Origin of the sequence: Nocardioides lianchengensis, from assembly GCF_900101465.1 — a bacterium.
GTDB lineage: Bacteria > Actinomycetota > Actinomycetes > Propionibacteriales > Nocardioidaceae > Nocardioides > Nocardioides lianchengensis.
The window spans coordinates 640,270-659,488 of the sequence record NZ_FMZM01000001.1 but is presented as its reverse complement, the minus strand read 5'-3'; the positions used below and the strand labels follow the sequence as shown (position 1 = coordinate 659,488).

Sequence of the window (19,219 nt, the reverse complement as noted above, 5' to 3'; positions counted from 1 at the left end):
CCGGAGCCCCCGGCGTACCTGGTACGCCGGGGGCTCCGGCGCGTTCGGGCCTACGCGGTGACGACGACGGTGGTGCCGAGCGGGGCGAAGTCCCACAGGGCGATCGCGTCGGAGCGCTTCTGGCGGATGCAGCCGTGCGACTGCGGGGTGCCGAGCTGGGCCAGGGTCTGGACCCGCTTGCCCTCGTCCACCGGGATGTCGTGGAACCCGATGGCCGCGCCGGTGTCGCCGCGGGTGAAGCGCACGAAGTACTTCATCGTCCCGGAGTCGTCGATGCCGACGGCGTCCTCGGAGCGCGAGTAGACGTCGTACGTGCCGGGGTCGAGGTTGTCGGTGAGGCTCCCCGACGCCAGATAGGTACGGCGGACCTGCTCGTCGTCCTCGATCAGCCACACCCGCTGGCGGCTCTCGCTGAACACGATCCGGCGTCCGCTGCCCGAGTCGGCCGGGAGCGTGGTGTCGGCGGCGGGATCGACCTCGGGCTCGGCCTGCGTCTCGACCTCCGCCTGCGTGTCCGCCTGCGTCTCGGTCGAGGGCGCCGGGGTGCCGCTCGGGGTCGGCTCCGCGGCGGCCGGCGCCGGGTCGTCCCGGGCGATGGCCGCCGACGGGCTCCCGGCGCCGGAGAGCGCCGCCGGCAGCGCGCCGGTGCCGCCGAGCACGGCGACCAGGGTCACGGCCAGCGAGGCGCCGAGCACCGAGATCCGGCCGTAGCGGGGGCGGACCGAGGTCGCCTTGTGACGGCTCACTTCTTCTTCGCCCGCTTGGCCGGCCGGGCCGGCTTCCGCTGCGACCGGGTGACCAGATTGGCGGCCACCTCGCGGTAGGCGGCCGCGCCCTTGCTGGAGCGGCTGGTGGCCAGGATCGACCGACCCGCGGCCGGCGCCTCGGCGAACTTGATGGTCTTCGGGATCGGCGGCTCGACGACCTCGAGGTCGTACGTCTCGGAGATGGTCTCCAGGACCGTGCGCGCGTGGGTGGTGCGGCCGTCGTACAGGGTGGGGAGGACGCCCCAGACCTCGAGCTTCTTGTTCGTGAAGCGCCGTACGTCGTGGACGGTGTCGAGCAGCTGGCCGACCCCGCGGTGGGAGAGCGTCTCGCACTGCAGCGGCACCAGGACGCCGGTGGCCGCGGTCAGGGCCGCGACGGTGAGGACGCCGAGCGACGGCGGGCAGTCGAGGAGGATCCAGTCGTAGTCGACGTCGAGGTCCTCGATCGCGGTCTTGATGACGTGCTCGCGGCCGGTCCGGGTCAGCAGGTCGGCCTCGGCGCGGGCCAGCTCGATGGTGGCCGGGAGGAGGTCGACGCCGTCCTCGGTCTCGAGGATCACCTCGCCCGGCTCGACGCCCTTCGTGAGGACGTGGTGGACCGACAGCTCGAGGTCCTCGGGATCGACGCCGAGGGAGAAGGTGAGGCAGGCCTGGGGATCGAGGTCGACGAGCAGCACCGAGTGGCCCAGCTCGGCGAGCGCAGCGCCGATCGAGGCCACCGAGGTGGTCTTGGCGACGCCGCCCTTCTGGTTGGCGACCGCGAGTGTCGTCGTCATCGGGTCCATCATGCCCGACGGGGAGGCGCACGACCGGGAGGCCCTGCCAGACTTCACCGCATGTCCTCCCGCACCGGCACCGCCCTCGTCACCGGACCCACCGCAGGCATCGGCCGGTCCTTCGCCGACCAGCTGGCCCGTCGCGGGCACGACCTGGTCCTGGTCGCCCGCGACGTCGCCCGTCTGGAGGAGGTGGCCGGCGAGCTGCGGGCGTCGTACGGCGTGGAGGTGGAGGTGCTCCCCGCCGACCTGACCGACCGCGCCGCGCTCGCGACCGTCGAGGCCCGCCTGCGCGATCCCGCCCGGCCGGTCGAGCTGCTGGTCAACAACGCCGGCTTCGGCCTCAAGCACCGGTTCCTCGACAACGACGCCGACGCCGAGACCGCGATGCTCGACGTGCTGGTGACCGCCGTGCTCCGGCTCAGCCACGCCGCCCTCGGGCCGATGGCCGAGCGCGGCCGCGGGGGCGTCATCAACGTCTCCAGCGTGGCCGCCTTCCTGCCCCGCGGCACCTACGCGGCGGCCAAGGCGTGGGTCAACAGCTTCAGCGAGTGGGCGGCGAACGAGTACCGGCCGCACGGAGTCACCGTCATGTCGCTCTGCCCGGGCTTCACGAAGACCGAGTTCCACGAGCGGATGGACGTCAGCCGGGGCTCGGCGCCCGACTTCCTCTGGCTCGACGCCGACGACCTGGTCGTGCGGGCCCTCGCCGACTACGACAAGGGCCGGGTCTACTCGATCCCCGGCGCGCAGTACAAGGTGATCACCACCGCCGCCCGGCTGGTGCCGAACTCGCTGCTGCAGCGGTTCCAGGCGCTGGGGCGTCGCTGATCCTGCTTGCGGGACCAGGATCGGTCTCGACACGCCGTCGCGACCTCGACCACCATCAGCGGGTCCGCTGGCGCGTCCCCGCTTCATGGGATCGCGAACACCGGATGGGTTTCGACACGCGGTCCGGCCCTCGCAGGCTCGGGCCGGCGCTCGCTCAACCCTTCGCTCTCGCGGCAGCGTCCTCGTTCCTCGGTCGCTGCCGCCGCTCAGCCCTCGCCGGCGATGAAGGCGCGTACGGCGTCCGCCACCAGCTGAACCGCGATGGCCGAGAGCAGCAGACCGGCGATCCGGGTGACGAGCAGGACGCCGCTCTCGCGGATCAGCCGCAGGATGGGCAGCGAGAACCGCATCGCCGCCCACAGGCAGGCGTGCACGCCGATGACCCCGAGCCCGACCGCGAGGAAGGTGGCGGAGTCGTCGACCTGCTCGACGAACAGCATCGTCGCGACGATCGCGCCGGGGCCGGCCAGCAGCGGGGTGCCGAGGGGCACCAGGGCCACGTTGCCGCCGGTCGAGGCGACCATCGAGTCCTCCTTGCCGGTCAGCAGCTCGAGGGCGACCAGCAGGAGCAGCAGCCCGCCGGCGGCCTGGAGGGCGGGCAGCGAGATATGCAGGTAGGACAGGATCTGCTGGCCGAAGAAGGCGAAGCAGGTGATCACGAAGAACGACACCGCGACCGCCTGCCAGGCCGCCCGGCGCGCCGTCGCGGCGGACCGGCCGCTGGTCAGGGACAGGAAGATCGGCACGGTGCCGACCGGGTCCATGATCACGAAGAGGGTCACGAAGACCTCGACGAGCAGGACGGTGTCGAGGACGCCCATCAGCGGACCACCGGCGGGGTCTCCCGGCCCGAGGCGGACGCAGCGGCGGCGGCCAGGTCGAGGAGCCGGGCGTACTCCTCGGGGGCGGTGGTGTTCACGCCGAGCTCGTGGTCGAGCTTGCCGGCGCCGTGGTGGTCGCTGGAGCCGGTGACGACCAGCCCGAGGTTGTCCGCGATCGCCCGCAGCTCCGCGCGGGCGGCGGGGTCGTGGTCCTGGTGGTCGACCTCGAGGCCGGACAGTCCGGCGTCCTGGAAGCCGGCCAGGTCGGCCTCGGAGAGCCGGTGCAGGCTCCGGCCCCACGGGTGCGCGACCACGCTCACCCCACCGGCCGCCGCGACCAGCCGGATCGTGTCGAGCAGCGGAGCGGCGTACCGGTCGACGTTGGCGGGCCGGCCGGCGCCGAGGAAGCGGTCGAACGCCTCGGTGCGGTCGCCGACCACACCGAGCGTCACCAGCGCGTCGGCGACGTGCGGCCGACCGGTCGCGGCGGTGCCGGGCCCGGCCCGTCGTACGTCGTCCTCGGTGATCTCCACGCCCAGCGACCGGAGCCGCTCCAGCATCATCGGGACCCGGGCCCGCCGACCGTCGAGGACGGCGTCGAGCTCCGTCACGAGCGGGGTGTACGACGGGTCCGGCAGGTAGGCCAGCAGGTGCACGCCGCGGTGCCCGTGCTTGGTGCTGATCTCCATGCCGCGCACCAGCTCGACGCCGGACCCGGACGCCGCCTCGGCCGCCTCCGCCCAGCCCTCGGCCGTGTCGTGGTCGGTGATCGCCAGCACCTCGAGCCCGGCCGCGGCGGCCGCCTGCACGAGCTCGCGAGGGGTCTGGGTGCCATCGCTCGCCCGGGAGTGGGTGTGGAGGTCGATGCGCACCGGCCCAGATTAGTGAGCGATCCGGGCGCGTGCCGATTCCGAACGGGGGTGAACCCGCTCACCAGGCCCTCACCAGGGCGGCCGCGGGCCCCCGAACGGGAGCTCCACCAGCGGCGGACCCACCGTCGACACGTCGCGCAGGATCCAGTCGTCACGCAGCAGCAGCATCGCCGACGCCGGCCGCAGCACGATCCACAGCCAGCGCCCGGCCGCCTCGCCGGCCACCACCGACCGGTCCCACTCCCCCGGTCCGCGGCTGGTCGACACCGGCCAGAGCCGGACCGCCTGGCTGCCGATCCGCACCTGCACCGCCGGCGGCCCCTCGGCGATGTCGGCGCCCGGGTCGTCGTGGTGGGTGCCCGCGATCCGTGCCCCGACGCCGGTGCCGGCCTCCTCGGCCACCACCACGACGTCGACGGGCCCGTCCAGCTCGCTGGTGCCGGACACGCAGGTCATCGTCGCCCGCGGCCGCTCCGGTCCGCCGACCGCGGCGAAGTCGGTGACGCTCCAGCCCGGGCTCAGCGGCCACGGCAGGTACGTCGGGAAGTGGTCGGCCCGGCGCAGGTGCTCGGCGAACCCGTCGTACGACGGCTCGTCGGGTCGCCACAGCGGGGCGACCGCCCCGTGCTCGGGGCACGCGACCAGACCGTCGGCCCCGAGCGCGGCGACCGGGGTGGGGCAGCGGGGGCAACCGGGGTCGGGCATGGCTACACCGTGGGACGCGACCCCGCCCAGGTCAAGAGTTCCAGCGCAGCACGACGGGGTTGTCGCGCTCCTCGCCGAGGACCGACACGGTGGCGGTGTCGAGCCGGAGCAGCCGTCCCTCGCTGACCGGCAGGCCGAGCCAGCGGGCCGCGAGCGCCCGGAGGGAGTGACCGTGGGCGAAGACCAGCGTGGCCCCGTCGACGGCCCGCGCCCGGGCCACGACGCGGTCCAGGCGCTCCGTGACGTGTGCGGCGGACTCGCCGCCCGGCACGGGGTCGGTCCAGACCGACCAGCCCGGCCGGGTCTTGCGGATCTCGACGGTGGTGACGCCCTCGTAGTCGCCGTACGCCCACTCGACCAGGTCCTCGTCGACCTCCGCGTCGGCGTACCCGGCCAGCTCCGCCGTACGACGGGCGCGCTGCCGCGGGCTCGTCAGCACCTGCACGAAGTCGACCCCGGCCAGCTTCGCGGGCAGCCCGCGCGCGACCTCCTCGCCCTCCGGCAGCAGCGGCAGGTCGGTGACGGAGGTGTGCCGCCCGTCCCGGCTCCACTCGGTCTGCCCGTGCCGCACCAGCCACAGCTCATCTGCCATGAGCCCGAGTCTCCCCGCCTGTGGACGAAATCGCCGAGTCGGCGCACATGTGCGCCGACTCGGCGGGGTTCTCCACAGGTGGGGTGCCGGCGGGCGTCAGACGATCGGGGTGTCCTCGGCGTCGTCGTCGGGCTCCTGGTCGTGGGTCCACTTGAGCTGGAACTCCACCTCCTCCTCGCCGTCGCCGCGCTCGTGCTCGATCGAGAACGTCGCGCGGGCCGGCACGCGGAAGCGCTCCCCCGCGATCTGGATGCGGAAGGACTCCCCCGTCTCCAGCGCGTCGGCCAGCCGCCGCAGCTTGGCGACGACCTCGTCGGTGGCGTAGATCTGCTCGATGTCACGGTCCGGCTTCGTCATGCCGCCAGCATGCCGGACCCCTGGGTGCACGGGCGCGGATGCGAGCATGGGGCGATGCGCACACGTGGGGTGGTCGTCGGAGTCATCGCCTGCCTGGCCCTGTCCGGCTGCGGCGAGTCCACCGGGAGCGCGTCGTACGGCGAGCCCTTCACGCTGCCGGTCGGCGCGACGGAGTGGGACGTCACCGCCCCGGCCTGGTACCACGACGGCACGTTGCACGTCGGCGAGCAGACGGTCGAGCTCGGAGCCGAGGTGGACCGGTTCGTCCTCGGCGCCACCGGCGCGTACTGGATGAGCGAGGGAACGCTGATGTTCACCAGCGTGGAGGGGGCGACCCAGGAGGTCGAGGACGTGCGCTGGGGCAACCTCGCCGTGTCGGCGGACCACTCGGTGTTCGCGACCGTCGACCAGTCGCGCGGACCGACCGACCGCTACGACACCCACGTCATCCAGGCGGCGGCGTTCGACACCCGCACCGGCGAGCAGCTCTACCGCACGCCCGACGAGGAGCCGGACGACCGCGCCGACCTGGCCGACCTCTACAGCGAGATCATGCCGCTCCTGCAGGGGGTCAGCGACGAGCTCCTCTTCTTCGACGGCGCGACCATCCGGCTCGCCGACGGCTCGCGCGAGCCGACGACCACCGACGCGGACGGCATCGAGGTCTTCGACGGGTACGCCGAGACCCTCTTCCCCCTCGGCTACCACGTCGGCATCGAGGGCCGGGGGGCGCACCGCGAGCTGTCCGGCTCGACCCTGTCCGGCGTCGGCCTGCTGTCGCCGGACCGGAGCACGATCTTCGACGTCTCGATGTGGCCCACCCCCGCGGTCGTCTACGACGAGGCGTCCGGCGACCGGCGCCGGATCGACGCCCCCTGGGACCACTTCACCCTGGCGGGCTGGAGCGACGACGACACGTTCTACGGCGTCGCCGAGCAGATCGACGAGAACCACCTCGTCAACGTGCTCCGCGCACGACAGGTCGTGACCTGCGAGCTGCGCACCCTCGCCTGCACCCCGGTCAGCCCGGTGATCCCGACCGACGACGAGGACTCCGGCGAGTACGCGACCTTCCTGGTGGAGGGCAGCGACCGCCAGCCCTGAGGCCGGACTGAGGCCGGACTGAGGTCGGACCTGAGGTCAGGCCTCCGCGAGCACGACCACCCGGTCGCCGGGCTCCACGACGAGCAGGTCGGACTTGGCCGGGTTCACGGCGACGCCGAAGTCGGCGTCGCCCTCGGCCAGGGCCGCGGACTTGAAGCCGATCGCGGTCTCGCCCCGTCGTACGGCGCCGGCGACGACCGTCGCCCAGGTGACCTCCTGGCCGGCCCGGACGTACCACTCGGCGGGCCGCAGGTAGATCTCGCTGCCCTCGGAGCCGAGCAGCTCGCCGAAGACGCCCTCCAGACGCTGGTCCTCGGAGAGCTGGGTGACGATCAGGCTGACGATCTCGCCGCTGACCACGACGTCGTCGATGTCGGCGACCTGGGCCAGCACCCGGTTGCGGTCGTCGAGCATCTCGCTGACGATCGGCGGCTGCTCCTCGAAGCGGGACACGATGTCGCGCACGTGCAGCAGGGTGACCAGGGTCCGCGCGTCGGCGGTCTGGACGTCGAGGTCGTCGGAGTAGCAGAGCACCAGGACCTGGTCGAGGCCCTCGACCAGGTGGCTCTCCAGCACGGCGCGGTCGGTCGTCGACGCCTGGACGACGCTCACCGCGAGGTTCTCCAGCGCCGGGATCACCGGGACGCCGTACGACGTGACGACCGTGAGGCTCGAGCCCGGCTCGGCGTAGTGGTCGAGCTCGCGCAGCACGATGGCCGCCCTCTCGTTCCAGCCGATCAGCACCGCGGTGGTCGCGTGCGCGTCGGTGCCGGTCTCCTCGCCGAGCGCGTCGAGGTCGGGGCGCGCGGTCGCGCGGGCGGTCGCGGACAGCGCGCTGTCGTCCTCGGCGACCACGATCAGGGTCTGCGGGCCGACCAGGGTGTCGGCGGGCGGGTTGAGCTTGGTGCCGTGCTCGCCGACCAGGCCGATGACCGAGGCGTTCTCGAAGAACTGCTGCGCCTCGCCGTACGTCGTGCCCCCGAGGCCGTGGTCCTCGAAGAAGTAGATCTCGTCGCCGTCGTAGTCGAAGAGCTCGGTGTAGACCGCCGCGGCCCCCGACTGCCGGGAGGTCTGCACGACCAGCTTGGCCACCGTCTCGCGGATGTCCAGCAGGGCGGTACGACGGGCGCCGACCAGCCGGGCCGCGGCGAGGTTGCCGGGGTCACGGATCTCGGCCACGATCCGCGGGCCGGAGTCGGGGTCGGGCACGCCGTGGTTGAGCGCGAGCAGGGTCTTGATGACCTCGGCGTCCGGGTCGTCGGAGTCGGGCGCGAGCAGGATGACCGAGCGGGCGCTGGCCGGCGAGCCGACCGCGAGCTCGTCGAGGTCCATGGGCGAGCCGTTGCGGCACACGAGACGGGTCCCGCGCAGGTCGGGCACCTTGGCGGCCAGCTGCTCCTCCATCTCCACCTTGTCGCGGTCGGCGAGGATCACCACCACCGGCTTCTTGCGGCTCTCGTTGGCCAGGGTCAGCTCGCGCACGATCGTGAAGATCGAGTCCGACCAGCCCAGGATCAGCGTGTGGTCGGTCTCCAGGACCAGCGAGCGCCCGCGGCGCAGGTCGGCGAGCTTCTCGTCGATGCCGGCCGCGATCACGCCGATCAGCGCGCTGACGATGAACAGGCCGCCGATGGTGAGCACCAGCATCGGCAGCAGGAACTTCCACGACAGGTAGCCGTCGCCGGCGATGGTGCCGGGATCGAGGGCGTGGAACAGGCTCTGGAACAGCTCGCGGAAGAACCCGTCGTCCACGCCGCCGTCGTCCGGGCGGAGTCCGAAGACGGTGGTCACGACGGTGAAGAACACGATCAGCGCGAGCGTCGCCACGCTCAGCCAGGCGACCAGCGCCGGTGTGCCCCGCGACATCGAGTTGTCGAACCAGTAGCGGAGCTTGTCTCCGAGGTCCGACTTCGGCGTCGCCGCACCCTTCTTCGGCGAGGTGCCGGCGCTCTTGCGCTCCTGGACCGCCTTCGCGGTACGTCGACGCAGCTGCTGCCCGGTCCGTGCCATCCCTGTGTGCTCCTTCAAGAGGTCCTGCCGTGTTCCTACGGCCGAATCGTCTCCCAACTGAGCCCGCCCCGGTGCCGAAACTGACTAGGTTGACGCCCATGCCGCTCTCCCGGTCCCGTGTGGCCGTCGCCGCCGCGTTCCTCGCCCAGGGCCTGGTGCTCCTCAGCCTGACCACCCGGCTGCCCGAGCTGCAGGACGAGTGGGGCCTCTCCGACGTCGCCCTGTCGCTGGTCCTGCTGATGATGATCCTGCTGGCCGGCGTCGGCTCGGTGGTCGCCGAGGCGCTCGCCAAGCGCCGCGACAGCGCGCTGCTGCTGCGGGCCGGGCTGCTGCTCGTGGGCGTCGCCGTCCCCGTCATCTGCCTCGCGCCCACCACGGCGGTGTTCGTCGCCGGCGTCGCGGCGTACGGCCTGGCCCTGGGGGTCGTCGACGCGAGCACCAACATGCAGGCGGTCGCGCTCGAGCACCGCTACGAGCGGCCCATCCTGCCGTCCTTCCACGGCGCGTGGACCCTCGGCGGCGTGCTCGGCGCGCTGCTGACCCTGGCCACCTCGGACCTGCCCCTGGAGGCCGGCGCCGCGCTCGGCGTCATCCCGCTGTCCGTCGCCTTCGCGGCCTTCCTGCCGCGCGACCACGGCCCGACCGAGCTCGCCGCCCAGGTCGCCGTCCCGTGGCGCCCGATCGTCCTGGTCGGCATCGCGATGGTGCTCTTCTACATGGTCGACACGGCCGTCCAGACCTGGGGACCTCTCTTCCTCGACCACACCTTCAGCACCCCCGAGCGCTACGTCTCACTCTCCGCGCTCGGCTACCTGCTCGCGAGCGGCGCCGTCCGGATCGCCGGGGACCCGCTCGTGCGGCGGTACGGCGCCGTCGCGGTGCTCCGGGTCGGCGCGCTGGTCGGGGCCGCCGCTCTGGCCGTCGTGGTCTTCTCCACGTCGTGGCCGATGGCGGTCGCGGGATTCTCGCTGCTCGGGGCCGGTGTCGCCGTGGTCGCGCCGCTGAGCTTCTCCGCCGCGGCGCGGATCGCGGGCGGCGAGGGCCTCGACCCCGCCGTGCGCCAGGCCCGGGTCGACGCCGTGATCGCCCGCTTCAACCAGTTCAACTACCTCGGCGCGCTGCTCGGCTCGGTGATGACCGGGCTGGTCGGGGCCGACTCGCTGCGGGTCGGCTTCGCCGTCCCGATGGTGCTGGTGCTCGGCATCATCCCGCTCGCCGCGGCTTTCACGCCGCGGGTCGCGGCATCCGTCCGCGGCTGAGCCGGCGCCGCTGATCGCGACCCCGGGCTAGCTCGGGTCGCGGGGGCTCCAGTTCTTGTCCGGCTGGGGCACCGGTCGCCCGGGCTGCTCGCCGCCGCGCGCGTCGAGGTAGGACTGCTTCGGCACCATCACCTTGCGGCGGAAGATGCACACGACCTTGCCGTCCTGGTTGTAGCCGATGGTCTCGACGTAGACCACGCCCCGGTCGTCCTTGGACTTCGACTCGGTCTTGTCGAGGACCGTCGTCTCGCCGTACAGGGTGTCGCCGTGGAAGGTCGGCGCCACATGCCGCAGCGACTCGACCTCCAGGTTGGCGATCGCCTTGCCGGAGATGTCGGCCACGCTCATCCCGAGCAGGATCGAGTAGACGTAGTTGCCGACCACGACGTTCTTGCCGAACTGGGTCGTCTCCTCCGCGTAGTTCGCGTCGAGGTGCAACGGGTGGTGGTTCATGGTGAGCAGGCAGAACAGGTGGTCGTCGTACTCGGTCACCGTCTTGCCGGGCCAGTGCTGGTAGGTCGCGCCGACCTCGAACTCCTCGTAGCTGCGTCCGAACTGCATGGCCCGACTATGCCCGGTACGACGGTCCGCGCGCACCTGGTGTTACTTGTGGGTAATGTCACCCGGTCCGACCGCACCACCCCTCAGCCGCCACCGCCGCCCGCCCCGGCCCCCGCGGTGGTTGAGCAGTTCGCGCAGCGACCGTGTCGAAACCCCCGCACCCGACCGCCGTCGTCGGGTGCGGGGGTTTCGACACGGTCAGGCGCCAGAGCGCCTTCCCTGCTCAACCACCGGCGGCCTCAGCTGCCGCCGCCGCCCGCCTTCCGGCGGTGCAGCTTGGGGGCCGAGTCGATGACCTCGGGCCCGTGCGCCTTCTCCTTCAGCGGGCCGTCCTCGTGCACGCCCTTCTCCCGGGTGTTCTTCCGGTCGAGGGCCTCCCGCATCTTCGCCTTGAGATCGTCGTTGGCTCCGTGGGCGTCCGTCATGGGTCCTCCGAGGGTCGAGTGCGATCGGTCACCCCAGCCAAGCACGCCGGTGGGCAGCCGTCGACGGGTTAAGGCACCCGGCGGCTCACTCGTCGCGCCACTCCGGGCTGTCGGTGCCGAGGACCTCGGCGGGCCGCGTCGATCCGCGACCGGACTCGCGGAGGGAGGCGCTCTCCCCGAAGGCGTGGCTGCGGGTGCGCCACATGACGCCCCAGTGGTTGTCGTACTGCCGGTGGAGGGCGCTGCTGAAGACCCGGAGGATCAGCTCGTCGCCGTACTGGCCACCGTCCTGGAAGTTGCTCGACCCGGTGACGACCACCTTGCGACCCCGCTCGCCGTCGTAGTGCCCGTCGATCGTGAGGATCTTCGTGTGGCTGTAGAGATCGATCTCGCCGTCGTCGTCGGTGTCGAAGCCGGTGCTGCGGGCCGGCATCCGCCCGCGCTTCGTGGGGTTGGCGAAGATGCCACGGACCCGCTCGCCGGCGTAGCCGACCAGGACCCTCACGTCGCAGCCGGCGGCGTACAGGTCGCGCAGCCGGTGGGCGATCATCACCCCGCGGTCGCCGTCCCAGGCGTGCATGTCGACCCGGATGATCGTGCGACCGGAGTCGGTGTGCGCCCCGCGGCAGCGGACCGGGGCGAGCAGCCGCGAGATCGGGTCGCGCCGCGGCGTCCACCTCGTCTTGCGGGTCGACTTGGGCGGGCGCGGGAACGGGAGCACGAAGAGGCGGTACGGCCCGGCGTCCCGCACGACGTACGACGTCCGCGCCGGGCGGTCGCGCCGCATCTCGTCGAAGACCGTGTCGAGGGTCCGGTAGAGACGTGGCCGGTTCGTGACGGTCAGCAGGTCGTTGTACTGGTTGAGGGCCCCGTTGAGTTTCATGTTCAGCGAGCCGAGCATCACGACGTCGCGGGCCGCACCGGTCTTCGAGAACAGCACGAACTTGCTGTGCTGGACGTCGCCCTGGCCCCGGCAGCTCGCCGCGCACTGGTAGAAGAAGCTCCGCTTGCCGCGCTTGCTGCCGAGCGCCTTCTTGAGCGTGCGCTGGGCGGCGGGCAGCTCGTGGCCGTTGACGATGACCTGGACGTGGACCTTGCGCTCACGACGCGCCTCGAGCAGCGCGTCGGTGACCTGCATGCGGTCGTAGGAGAACATCACCATCTTGATGGTCGAGCGCGGCCGGGCGTGCCGGATGGCCGCGATGATCTGCTGCTCGAGCCGGAACTGGCGCTCGCCGCCGACGCGGGCGACGTTGAACTTCACCCCGGCCGTGGGACGCCAGGCCTTCCGCTCCGCGGCCTGCGCGAGAGCCGACCCGGGCAGGGCGACGAGCGTCAGCGCGACCATCGCCACGAGCACGAGCGCGAGGCGGGCGACGGGCTTCGGGGAGGACGTCGTCACGCCCCGCAACCTACCCGGCGCGAGCCGCTGATTTTACTTTGCCGGGTCCTCGCCGCGGCGCCCCAGCACCGTGCCGACGGCGCGGCGCAGGGTGGAGCGCGTCGCCCCGCCCGGGGTCCCGCCGTCCCGACGGAGCCGGTCGGACAGGTCCCGGACGTCCTCCATCAGGGTCCCGACCAGCTCCGTGGCCACCGCGAGCATCTCGCCGTCGGTGACCGATGCCAGCGCCCGACCGGGCGGCAGGTCGTCGGGCACCAGCAGCTGCTCCACGTCGCCGACGACGTGGAAGCCGCGCTCGACGATCAGGTCGACCGCCCGCCGGCTGCGGGCACGGCAGTCCGCCAGCAGGTCGTCGTCGAGGCCGAACCGCTCCCCCTGCTGGGCGCCGAGGTTGCGCTCGGCGAGGAAGCCTCGGATCCACTCGCCCCGATCGAGGGCGGTGTGGAACGCGCCGAGGTGGGCGTTGACCCGGCGCAGCAGCTCGACCTGGACCGCGCCCAGGGACGGGTTCGCCGGGCGGTCGGGAAGCGGGTAGTCCCCGGTCAGTCCCAGGACGCCGGCGAAGTTGCGCCAGTGGCGATCCGGCGGCTCGCCGCGTCCGGGCACGGGCAGCACGTGGACCCGCTCGGGCGGGACCGCCCGGCTCCAGCGCTCCAGCACGCCAGCCAGGTCCCAGGTCCGCCAGCCGAACTCGGAGCGGTTCTGCGCCTCGGCCACCTCCCGGATCTGCTTCTGGCTGCCGTTCTTGACCATCTCCTGCCACCCGGCCGTCAGCATGCCGGCGGTGTGCCGGGCGGTCACGACGACGTGCACCTCGGCCGGTGCGAGCCGTCGTACGGCGCGGCGCACCTGACCGGCGCCCGCCCCGCAGAGGAACTCGTGGGTCACCAGGCCGGTGCCACTCTCGGTGTCCATCTCGGCGCAGAGCCGCTCCCAGCTGCCGGGGGCGCGCGGGTCCCGGCGCTCCAGGTGCTTGCGCTGCTGGACGTCCAGGGCCGCCCACAGGTGCTCGCGGTGCCCGCGCCCCGGCAGCACCACGCCCTCGCCGCGCAGCCGCTCCCGGTTCTCCCACAGGATGCCCTGCAGGTAGGTCGTCCCGGTCTTGGGCTGCCCGATGTGCAGGAAGACGCGTTCGACCATGCCCGCAGCCTCTCAGGGGAACCTATGAACGCAGGGCGTAGTCCTTCAGCAGGCTGCGGCCGATGATCATCTTCTGGATGTCGGACGTGCCCTCGCCGATGAGCATGAACGCCGCCTCGCGGTAGAGACGCTCGATCTCGTACTCCTTGGAGTACCCGTATCCGCCGTGGATGCGGAAGGAGTCCTGGACCACCTCGTTGCAGTACTCCGCGGCCAGCATCTTGGCCATGCCCGCCTCGACGTCGTTGCGCTCGCCCTTGTCCTTGAGGCGAGCGGCCTTGACCATCATCGCGTGGGCGGCCTCGACCTTGGTCGCCATCTCCGCGAGCCGGAACAGGATCGCCTGGTGGTCGGCGATCTGCTTGCCGAAGGTCTCGCGCTGCTGGGAGTAGGCGATGCCGAGCTCGAAGGCCCGGTTGGCGATGCCGCAGGCGCGGGCCGCCACGTTGACGCGACCCACCTCGACACCGTCCATCATCTGATAGAAGCCCTTCCCGGTCTCGCCACCGAGGACCTGCCCGGCACCCACGCGGTGGCCCTCGAAGACCGCCTCGGTGGTGTCGACGCCCTTGTAGCCCATCTTGTCGATCTTGCCCGGGATGGTCAGGCCCGGCGCGGTCTCGCCGAAGCCCGACTCCTTCTCCACCAGGAACGTCGTCATGTTCTTGTAGACGCTGTCGTTGCCCTCGTCGGTCTTCACCAGCACGGCGATCAGGTTGGACGTGCCGCCGTTGGTCAGCCACATCTTCTGGCCGTCGATGACGTAGTCGTCCCCGTCCTTGACGGCCTTGGTCTTGATGGCCGACACGTCCGAGCCCAGACCCGGCTCGGACATCGAGAAGGAGCCGCGGACCTCGCCGGTGGCCATCCGCGGCAGGTACTTCTGCTTCTGCTCCTCGGTGCCGTGGCGCATCAGCATGTAGGCGACGATGAAGTGGGTGTTGATGACGCCCGAGACGCTCATCCAGCCGCGGGCGATCTCCTCCACGCAGAGCGCGTAGGTCAGCAACGACTCGCCGAGGCCGTCGTACTCCTCGGGGATCATCAGCCCGAAGATCCCGAGCTCCTTGAGCCCGTCGACGATCTCCTGCGGGTACTCGTCCGCGTGCTCCAGCTCGGTGGCCACCGGGAGGATCTTCTCCTCGACGAACGTCCGGACCGCCTTGAGGATCTCGTTCTGGTCCTCGGTCAGTCCCTCGGTCTGGCACAAACGACCCATGGGGCGCTCCTCGATGTCTGGCTGGGCACGACCCGGGGAACAATACCCACGAGTCACTTAGCAGCACTGTGACGAATGTCCACCCGCACTGTGACGTACGTCGGCCTCCCGCCCGAGCGGTACGACGACCGCCCGGCGGCTACGATCATGGCTCGCCGTGCTGCACCCCGGAGGATGAGATCGCGTGACCAGATGGCCCCGTGCCCGCGGCGCGCGGCGCTCCGCGCGCGGCCGTCCGTCCCTCGTCGAGACCCTGGTGGCCGTCGGCGCCGTCCTCGTGATGTCCACCGCGCTGGTCGTGACGCTCTTCCCCTCGACGCTCGACGCGATCACCCCCTCGAGCGCCCCCGCCGGGAACGAGTCGCCCGCGGCGGAGGCGCCGTACACGCCGGCACTGTCGAGCCCGTCGCCGTCGGCGTCCGGGTCAGGCTCGCCGTCGCCCGCTCCGTCTCCCCCGCCGTCAGCGCCCCCGACCTCGGCCAGCCCGACCGCGCCGGCGATCACCGCTCCGGCGATGTCGTTCCCGTCCATCGAGCAGCTCGACCAGGCGATGGGCAAGCGCGGCCTGACCCGCGTCCCCGGCAAGGCCTGGGAGGGGGCGGCGTTCAACGTGGCCTCGTTCAACGTGCTCGGGGCCAGCCACACGCGCGGCAAGAACCGGCGCCCGGGCTACGGCTCGGCCGAGTCGCGACTGCCCGCTCAGCTGGAGATGCTGGCCGCGAAGGAGATCACCGTCGCCGGCCTCCAGGAGTTCCAGTACCCCCAGGTGCACCAGCTGCGCGACCTGACCGGCGATGCCTGGGGCATCTTCCCGGGCCTCGAGCTCGGCAACTGGCGCGCCGACAACTCGATCATCTGGCGCAACGACCAATGGCAGGTCGTGGAGACGCGCACGGTGGACGTCCCCTACTTCCACGGCAACATGATCCCGATGCCCTACGTGCTGCTGGAGCACCGGACGTCGGGACGCCGAGTCTGGTTCGGCAACTTCCACAACCCGGCCAACGTCGCCGGCGAGGCCCGCCAGCACCGCGCCCGCGCCCTCCAGATCGAGGCCGACCTGGCCCGTGAGCTCAGCGCCGACGGGACGCCGGTGATCATGACCGGCGACATGAACGACCGCCGCGAGTTCGCCTGCCCGTTCGCCGCCGCGAGCGGGATGGTCTCCCCCAACGGCGCCGCCCACGAGGGCGGCTCGTGCGTGGTGCCCGAGCGGATGGACGTCGACTGGATCTTCGGCACCCGCGACCTGACCTTCTCGTCGTTCGAGTCGGACCGGTCGAGCCAGGACCGCAAGCTGACCGACCACCCGCTCATCACGGCGACCGCCGCTCTGCCCGGCGTCGAGGAGCGGCCCGGCTGCGAGCCGCGGATCTCCCGCGACGGCGTGGTCTGGTACTGCCCGAAGGACTGAGCGAGGGGCTCAGCGGGCGAGCGGGTCGCCCACGTCGGCGCGGTACTTCTCGAGCACGGCACGCACGGTGGCCTCGTCCCGGTCGGCGACCGGGAGGAGCAGCTCGGTGACCACGTCGCACAGCTCGGCGAGGCGCACGTTCAGCTGCCGGCACTCCTGCACCTCCTGCTCGAGGACCCGGACCCGGGCCTCGAGCGCCTCCGTCGAGGCGTGGCGGCGGTTGAGGACGTTCTTCAGCGACTCCATGAGACCACCATCCTGCACAACGTCGGGTCGGTGCCGGCGACCGCCCCGGGGACGCCCGCCTGCTCCTCGGTGAGGTCGAGGCACTGCTCCACGCGACCACCCCGGGCGCGGACGGCCTCGGCGACCCGCTCGGCCGGCACCGGGTCCAGGCCGGCGTCGCGGGAGTACGGCGTCGCCACCGTCTGGAACTGCAGGTAGCACCGGCCCGAGTCGCGGGTGACCGTGCGGGCCAGCCGGAGCAGGTTCGTCAGCCCGGTCCGGTCGACGGCGTCGACGACGTGGTGGGCGAGGACGCTGCGCGGGCCCGGCTCGCGGGCCAGCCAGGCGCCGACCGCCAGCACCGAGCGCAGCTCGTTGAGGTTGGCCCACGCGAACTCCGTCGAGAGGCCCTTGCGCTCCGCGCGCCCACCGCCCTTGCGGAGGTCGGGACCGAAGAAGTCCAGGCCCACGACCCGACCGCCACCGCGGCTGAGCCAGTTCGTGTCCGTGCCCTCGCCGCAGCCGACGTCGACGAAGGTGGCAGCCTCGGGCTCCTGCTCGCGGACCCAGCGGACGAACCCGCTGGGGGTGATCCGCCCGGCGGAGTCCAGACCGGCGCGGCGCCGCGCCCAGCGCTCGTCGATCCCCACCCGCATGCCCCGGAACCAGCCGGAGAGCCGGCGCTGCGTGCTCCGCGGCGTCGTGAACTTGTACGCCGGGTCCGGCGTGCGCCAGGTCGGTCCGTACATCGCCTCGAGGAGGTGGTCCGGCTCGGCCGGGGCCGGGAGCTCACGGCCGGCCAGCACGACCGTGCTGCGGGGGTAGAGCCACTCCCGCCGGAACGGGTGCCCGACCTCCCCCATCAGGTAGAGGACGTCGTCGTGGACGAAGCCGCCGAAGACGTCGAGGCCACGGGGCGAGCCGTCGGCCTCGCGTGCCACCACCTTCAGGCCCAGCCCGCTGTAGCGGTGCACCGGGAAGCCCATCTCGCGCAGCCGGCGCTGGAGCGCGAAGGACTCGCGCACGACGTCCGCCGGGTGCTCGAAGCGACTGACGTAGCCGAGGTCGGCATCGGAGTCGTGGCCGATGAAGTCCTGGTCGCGCACCGCGCCGAGCAGCGTGCCGTAGGCCACGAACGGCTCGACACCGGCCGCCTCCAGCGCGCTGAGGACGACCTCGATGGTGTCCAGCAGCGGCACCATCTGCTCGGGGTCGCGGTCGCCGAAGAGCCGGGTCAGCCGGAGGCTCTTGTCGAGCGCCAACGGGTTGCCGTGGCCGTCCTGCACGCGCACCGGTCCCACCCCGCTGCCCAACCGCGCCGCGGTCGAGAGCCACACGGCGCCGTCGACCGGATCGGCCAGCGCGACGTCGACCGCTCCGTCGAGGAAGCTGTGCAACGCCGGCGGCCACGGGTAGCGGCGCCGCTCCCCCTCGGGCTGGGTGTCGCGCTCGAGCCAGAAGGAGAAGACCCGCTGGTCGTCGAAGAGCACGTTGACCGGGACGTCGGCGCCGACGGTCAGCAGCAGGCCTCGGTCGTCGACGGCGAGGTCCGTCACGGGCGCCGTCGTCCGGGGTGGCATGGCGTCATGCTAGTTGGCCGAGCGCGACACTAGAGTTCCGGGCGTGATCGTCTCCGTGACCACTCTCAAGGACCGTCTGGCCAACGTCCAGCGGTTCGTCCGGGGCAACCTGGCGGGCGGCGTCGACCACCTGGTGGTCTTCCTCGACGACGCACCGGGCCCCGAGGACGAGGTGCGCGCCTGGCTGGAGTCGCGGCCCGAGGTGACCGTGGTCCTCACCGACGAGTCGTGGTGGGGCGGCGAGCGACCCCCGCTGCTGAACAAGCGCCAGCGACTCAACGCCAACGTCGCCCGCATCGTCCTGCGGGAGCTCGACCGGGTCGAGTGGGTCTTCCACATCGACGCCGACGAGATCGTCCGGATCGACCGCGAGGTGCTGGCCGCGGTGCCGCGTCGCCGTCCCGCGGTCGGCCTGAAGCCGCTGGAGGTGGTCAGCCAGCTGCACCCCGAGGGCGAGCCGCGCCTGTTCAAGCGACTGCTCCGCCAGCCCGACCTGGTGCTGCTGCACACGCTCGGTGTGCTCGCGGAGCCGGCGAACTCCCACTACTTCCGCAGCCACTCGGCCGGCAAGGTCGGGGTCCGGCCAGGCGCCGACGCCTTCCTCGGCATCCACAAGGCCACCGACCGGGCGGACACCCGGCTGCCGCTCGTGCACCGGCCGGGGCTCCGGATGCTGCACCTCGAGTCCTACTCCGGCGAGGAGTTCGTCCGGAAGTGGACCGCCATGGTCGGCTCGGGCCCGCGGCTGCACTTCGGCGAGCCCCGGCTGCAGCTGGCCGTCGCGCTCAAGGCCGTGCTGACGAAGGACCTGCCGCCCGAGCAGCGGTCCCGGTTCGTGGAGGAGATCTATCTGCGCCACATGGCCGACCCCGTCGACCTGCTGCGCGACCTCGGCCTGCTCGAGGAGATCGACCCGCTGGAGGGCGACCACGCCCCCGACCTGCTGACCGAGTCCGAGCGCACCCGGCTCGCCACGCTCCTCGAGGCGCAGCGCGGCCAGGACCACTATCCGTTCCTGCCCGACACCGACGTCCGGCCCGAGCCCGGCACCCAGGGCGAGGAGGACCTCGACGGCGGCTCGTCGATCGGCCCCCCGCCGGACGAGGGGTCCTCGCTGCGCGGTCGCCTCGGCCGGCTGCGCCGCCGTTCCTGACCGGCT

The 19,219-nt window shown here is 72.2% G+C and carries 20 protein-coding genes; 5 read left to right on the top strand and 15 right to left on the bottom strand.

What is annotated here, in order from left to right:
* Window positions 1–50 precede the first annotated feature (50 nt).
* Both BLT76_RS03270 and BLT76_RS03265 read right to left on the bottom strand, forming a co-directional pair.
* Window positions 51–746, bottom strand: a complete 696-nt coding sequence (locus BLT76_RS03270) for a L,D-transpeptidase (protein WP_090850667.1) — start codon at window positions 744–746, stop codon at window positions 51–53.
* Window positions 743–1,543, bottom strand: coding sequence for a ParA family protein (locus BLT76_RS03265; RefSeq protein ID WP_090850665.1), 801 nt, complete (start codon window positions 1,541–1,543; stop codon window positions 743–745). The genes BLT76_RS03270 and BLT76_RS03265 overlap by 4 nt, the downstream gene beginning before the upstream one ends.
* 60 nt (window positions 1,544–1,603) lie before the next feature.
* On the opposite strand from BLT76_RS03265, the gene BLT76_RS03260 reads away from it, so the two are divergent.
* On the top strand, window positions 1,604–2,374 hold the full coding sequence (locus BLT76_RS03260) for an SDR family NAD(P)-dependent oxidoreductase (RefSeq protein ID WP_090850663.1): 771 nt from the start codon (window positions 1,604–1,606) through the stop codon (window positions 2,372–2,374).
* A gap of 206 nt (window positions 2,375–2,580) precedes the next feature.
* Here BLT76_RS03260 and BLT76_RS03255 read toward each other — a convergent pair whose 3' ends face one another.
* From BLT76_RS03255 to BLT76_RS03235, 5 genes are all read right to left on the bottom strand, one after another.
* Complete coding sequence (locus BLT76_RS03255; RefSeq protein WP_090850661.1) at window positions 2,581–3,195, bottom strand: MarC family protein; 615 nt, start codon at window positions 3,193–3,195, stop codon at window positions 2,581–2,583.
* Complete coding sequence (locus BLT76_RS03250) at window positions 3,195–4,067, bottom strand: PHP domain-containing protein (RefSeq protein WP_090850659.1); 873 nt, start codon at window positions 4,065–4,067, stop codon at window positions 3,195–3,197. The genes BLT76_RS03255 and BLT76_RS03250 overlap by 1 nt, the downstream gene beginning before the upstream one ends.
* Before the next feature lie 69 nt (window positions 4,068–4,136).
* Complete coding sequence (locus tag BLT76_RS03245) at window positions 4,137–4,772, bottom strand: DUF6758 family protein (protein ID WP_244509224.1); 636 nt, start codon at window positions 4,770–4,772, stop codon at window positions 4,137–4,139.
* A gap of 31 nt (window positions 4,773–4,803) precedes the next feature.
* Window positions 4,804–5,364, bottom strand: a complete 561-nt coding sequence (locus tag BLT76_RS03240) for a histidine phosphatase family protein (protein WP_090850657.1) — start codon at window positions 5,362–5,364, stop codon at window positions 4,804–4,806.
* A gap of 96 nt (window positions 5,365–5,460) precedes the next feature.
* Window positions 5,461–5,721, bottom strand: a complete 261-nt coding sequence (locus BLT76_RS03235) for an amphi-Trp domain-containing protein (protein WP_090850653.1) — start codon at window positions 5,719–5,721, stop codon at window positions 5,461–5,463.
* A 54-nt stretch (window positions 5,722–5,775) separates the two neighbouring features.
* Here BLT76_RS03235 and BLT76_RS03230 point away from each other — a divergent pair, with 54 nt between their 5' ends.
* Window positions 5,776–6,825 carry a hypothetical protein gene (locus BLT76_RS03230; protein ID WP_139175394.1) on the top strand — a complete coding sequence of 350 codons (1,050 nt, stop codon included), beginning with the start codon at window positions 5,776–5,778 and terminating at the stop codon, window positions 6,823–6,825.
* 36 nt (window positions 6,826–6,861) lie between these two features.
* On the opposite strand, the gene BLT76_RS03225 is transcribed toward BLT76_RS03230, so the two are convergent.
* On the bottom strand, window positions 6,862–8,835 hold the full coding sequence (locus BLT76_RS03225) for a CASTOR/POLLUX-related putative ion channel (RefSeq protein WP_090850649.1): 1,974 nt from the start codon (window positions 8,833–8,835) through the stop codon (window positions 6,862–6,864).
* 98 nt (window positions 8,836–8,933) lie between these two features.
* Between BLT76_RS03225 and BLT76_RS03220 the strand changes: the two genes are divergently transcribed.
* Entirely contained in the window at window positions 8,934–10,094 is a 1,161-nt protein-coding gene (locus BLT76_RS03220; RefSeq protein WP_090850647.1) for an MFS transporter, read from the top strand.
* Between the two features lie 27 nt (window positions 10,095–10,121).
* On the opposite strand, the gene BLT76_RS03215 is transcribed toward BLT76_RS03220, so the two are convergent.
* The 5 genes from BLT76_RS03215 to BLT76_RS03195 form a co-directional block, all read right to left on the bottom strand.
* Window positions 10,122–10,655, bottom strand: a complete 534-nt coding sequence (locus tag BLT76_RS03215) for a MaoC family dehydratase (protein WP_090850645.1) — start codon at window positions 10,653–10,655, stop codon at window positions 10,122–10,124.
* A 239-nt stretch (window positions 10,656–10,894) separates the two neighbouring features.
* The gene (locus BLT76_RS03210) at window positions 10,895–11,080 is read right to left on the bottom strand and encodes a DUF5302 domain-containing protein (RefSeq protein ID WP_090850643.1); all 186 of its coding nucleotides are present in this window, start codon (window positions 11,078–11,080) and stop codon (window positions 10,895–10,897) included.
* An 85-nt stretch (window positions 11,081–11,165) separates the two neighbouring features.
* Window positions 11,166–12,482, bottom strand: coding sequence for a phospholipase D-like domain-containing protein (locus BLT76_RS03205; protein ID WP_090850641.1), 1,317 nt, complete (start codon window positions 12,480–12,482; stop codon window positions 11,166–11,168).
* A 33-nt stretch (window positions 12,483–12,515) separates the two neighbouring features.
* Window positions 12,516–13,622, bottom strand: a complete 1,107-nt coding sequence (locus tag BLT76_RS03200) for a hypothetical protein (RefSeq protein WP_090850639.1) — start codon at window positions 13,620–13,622, stop codon at window positions 12,516–12,518.
* A gap of 22 nt (window positions 13,623–13,644) precedes the next feature.
* Window positions 13,645–14,841: an acyl-CoA dehydrogenase family protein gene (locus BLT76_RS03195; protein ID WP_090850637.1), complete on the bottom strand. Its 1,197-nt coding sequence runs from the start codon at window positions 14,839–14,841 to the stop codon at window positions 13,645–13,647.
* Between the two features lie 184 nt (window positions 14,842–15,025).
* Between BLT76_RS03195 and BLT76_RS03190 the strand changes: the two genes are divergently transcribed.
* Window positions 15,026–16,255, top strand: a complete 1,230-nt coding sequence (locus tag BLT76_RS03190; protein ID WP_090850635.1) for an endonuclease/exonuclease/phosphatase family protein — start codon at window positions 15,026–15,028, stop codon at window positions 16,253–16,255.
* Between the two features lie 9 nt (window positions 16,256–16,264).
* Here the strand turns inward: BLT76_RS03190 and BLT76_RS03185 are convergent, their stop codons facing one another.
* Both BLT76_RS03185 and BLT76_RS03180 read right to left on the bottom strand, forming a co-directional pair.
* The gene (locus BLT76_RS03185) at window positions 16,265–16,501 is read right to left on the bottom strand and encodes a DUF6752 domain-containing protein (RefSeq protein WP_218856214.1); all 237 of its coding nucleotides are present in this window, start codon (window positions 16,499–16,501) and stop codon (window positions 16,265–16,267) included.
* Window positions 16,489–18,060, bottom strand: a complete 1,572-nt coding sequence (locus tag BLT76_RS03180; RefSeq protein WP_139175393.1) for a class I SAM-dependent methyltransferase — start codon at window positions 18,058–18,060, stop codon at window positions 16,489–16,491. The genes BLT76_RS03185 and BLT76_RS03180 overlap by 13 nt, the downstream gene beginning before the upstream one ends.
* Before the next feature lie 43 nt (window positions 18,061–18,103).
* Between BLT76_RS03180 and BLT76_RS03175 the strand changes: the two genes are divergently transcribed.
* Window positions 18,104–19,213, top strand: coding sequence for a glycosyltransferase family 2 protein (locus tag BLT76_RS03175; protein ID WP_170866918.1), 1,110 nt, complete (start codon window positions 18,104–18,106; stop codon window positions 19,211–19,213).
* Window positions 19,214–19,219: the final 6 nt, after the last annotated feature.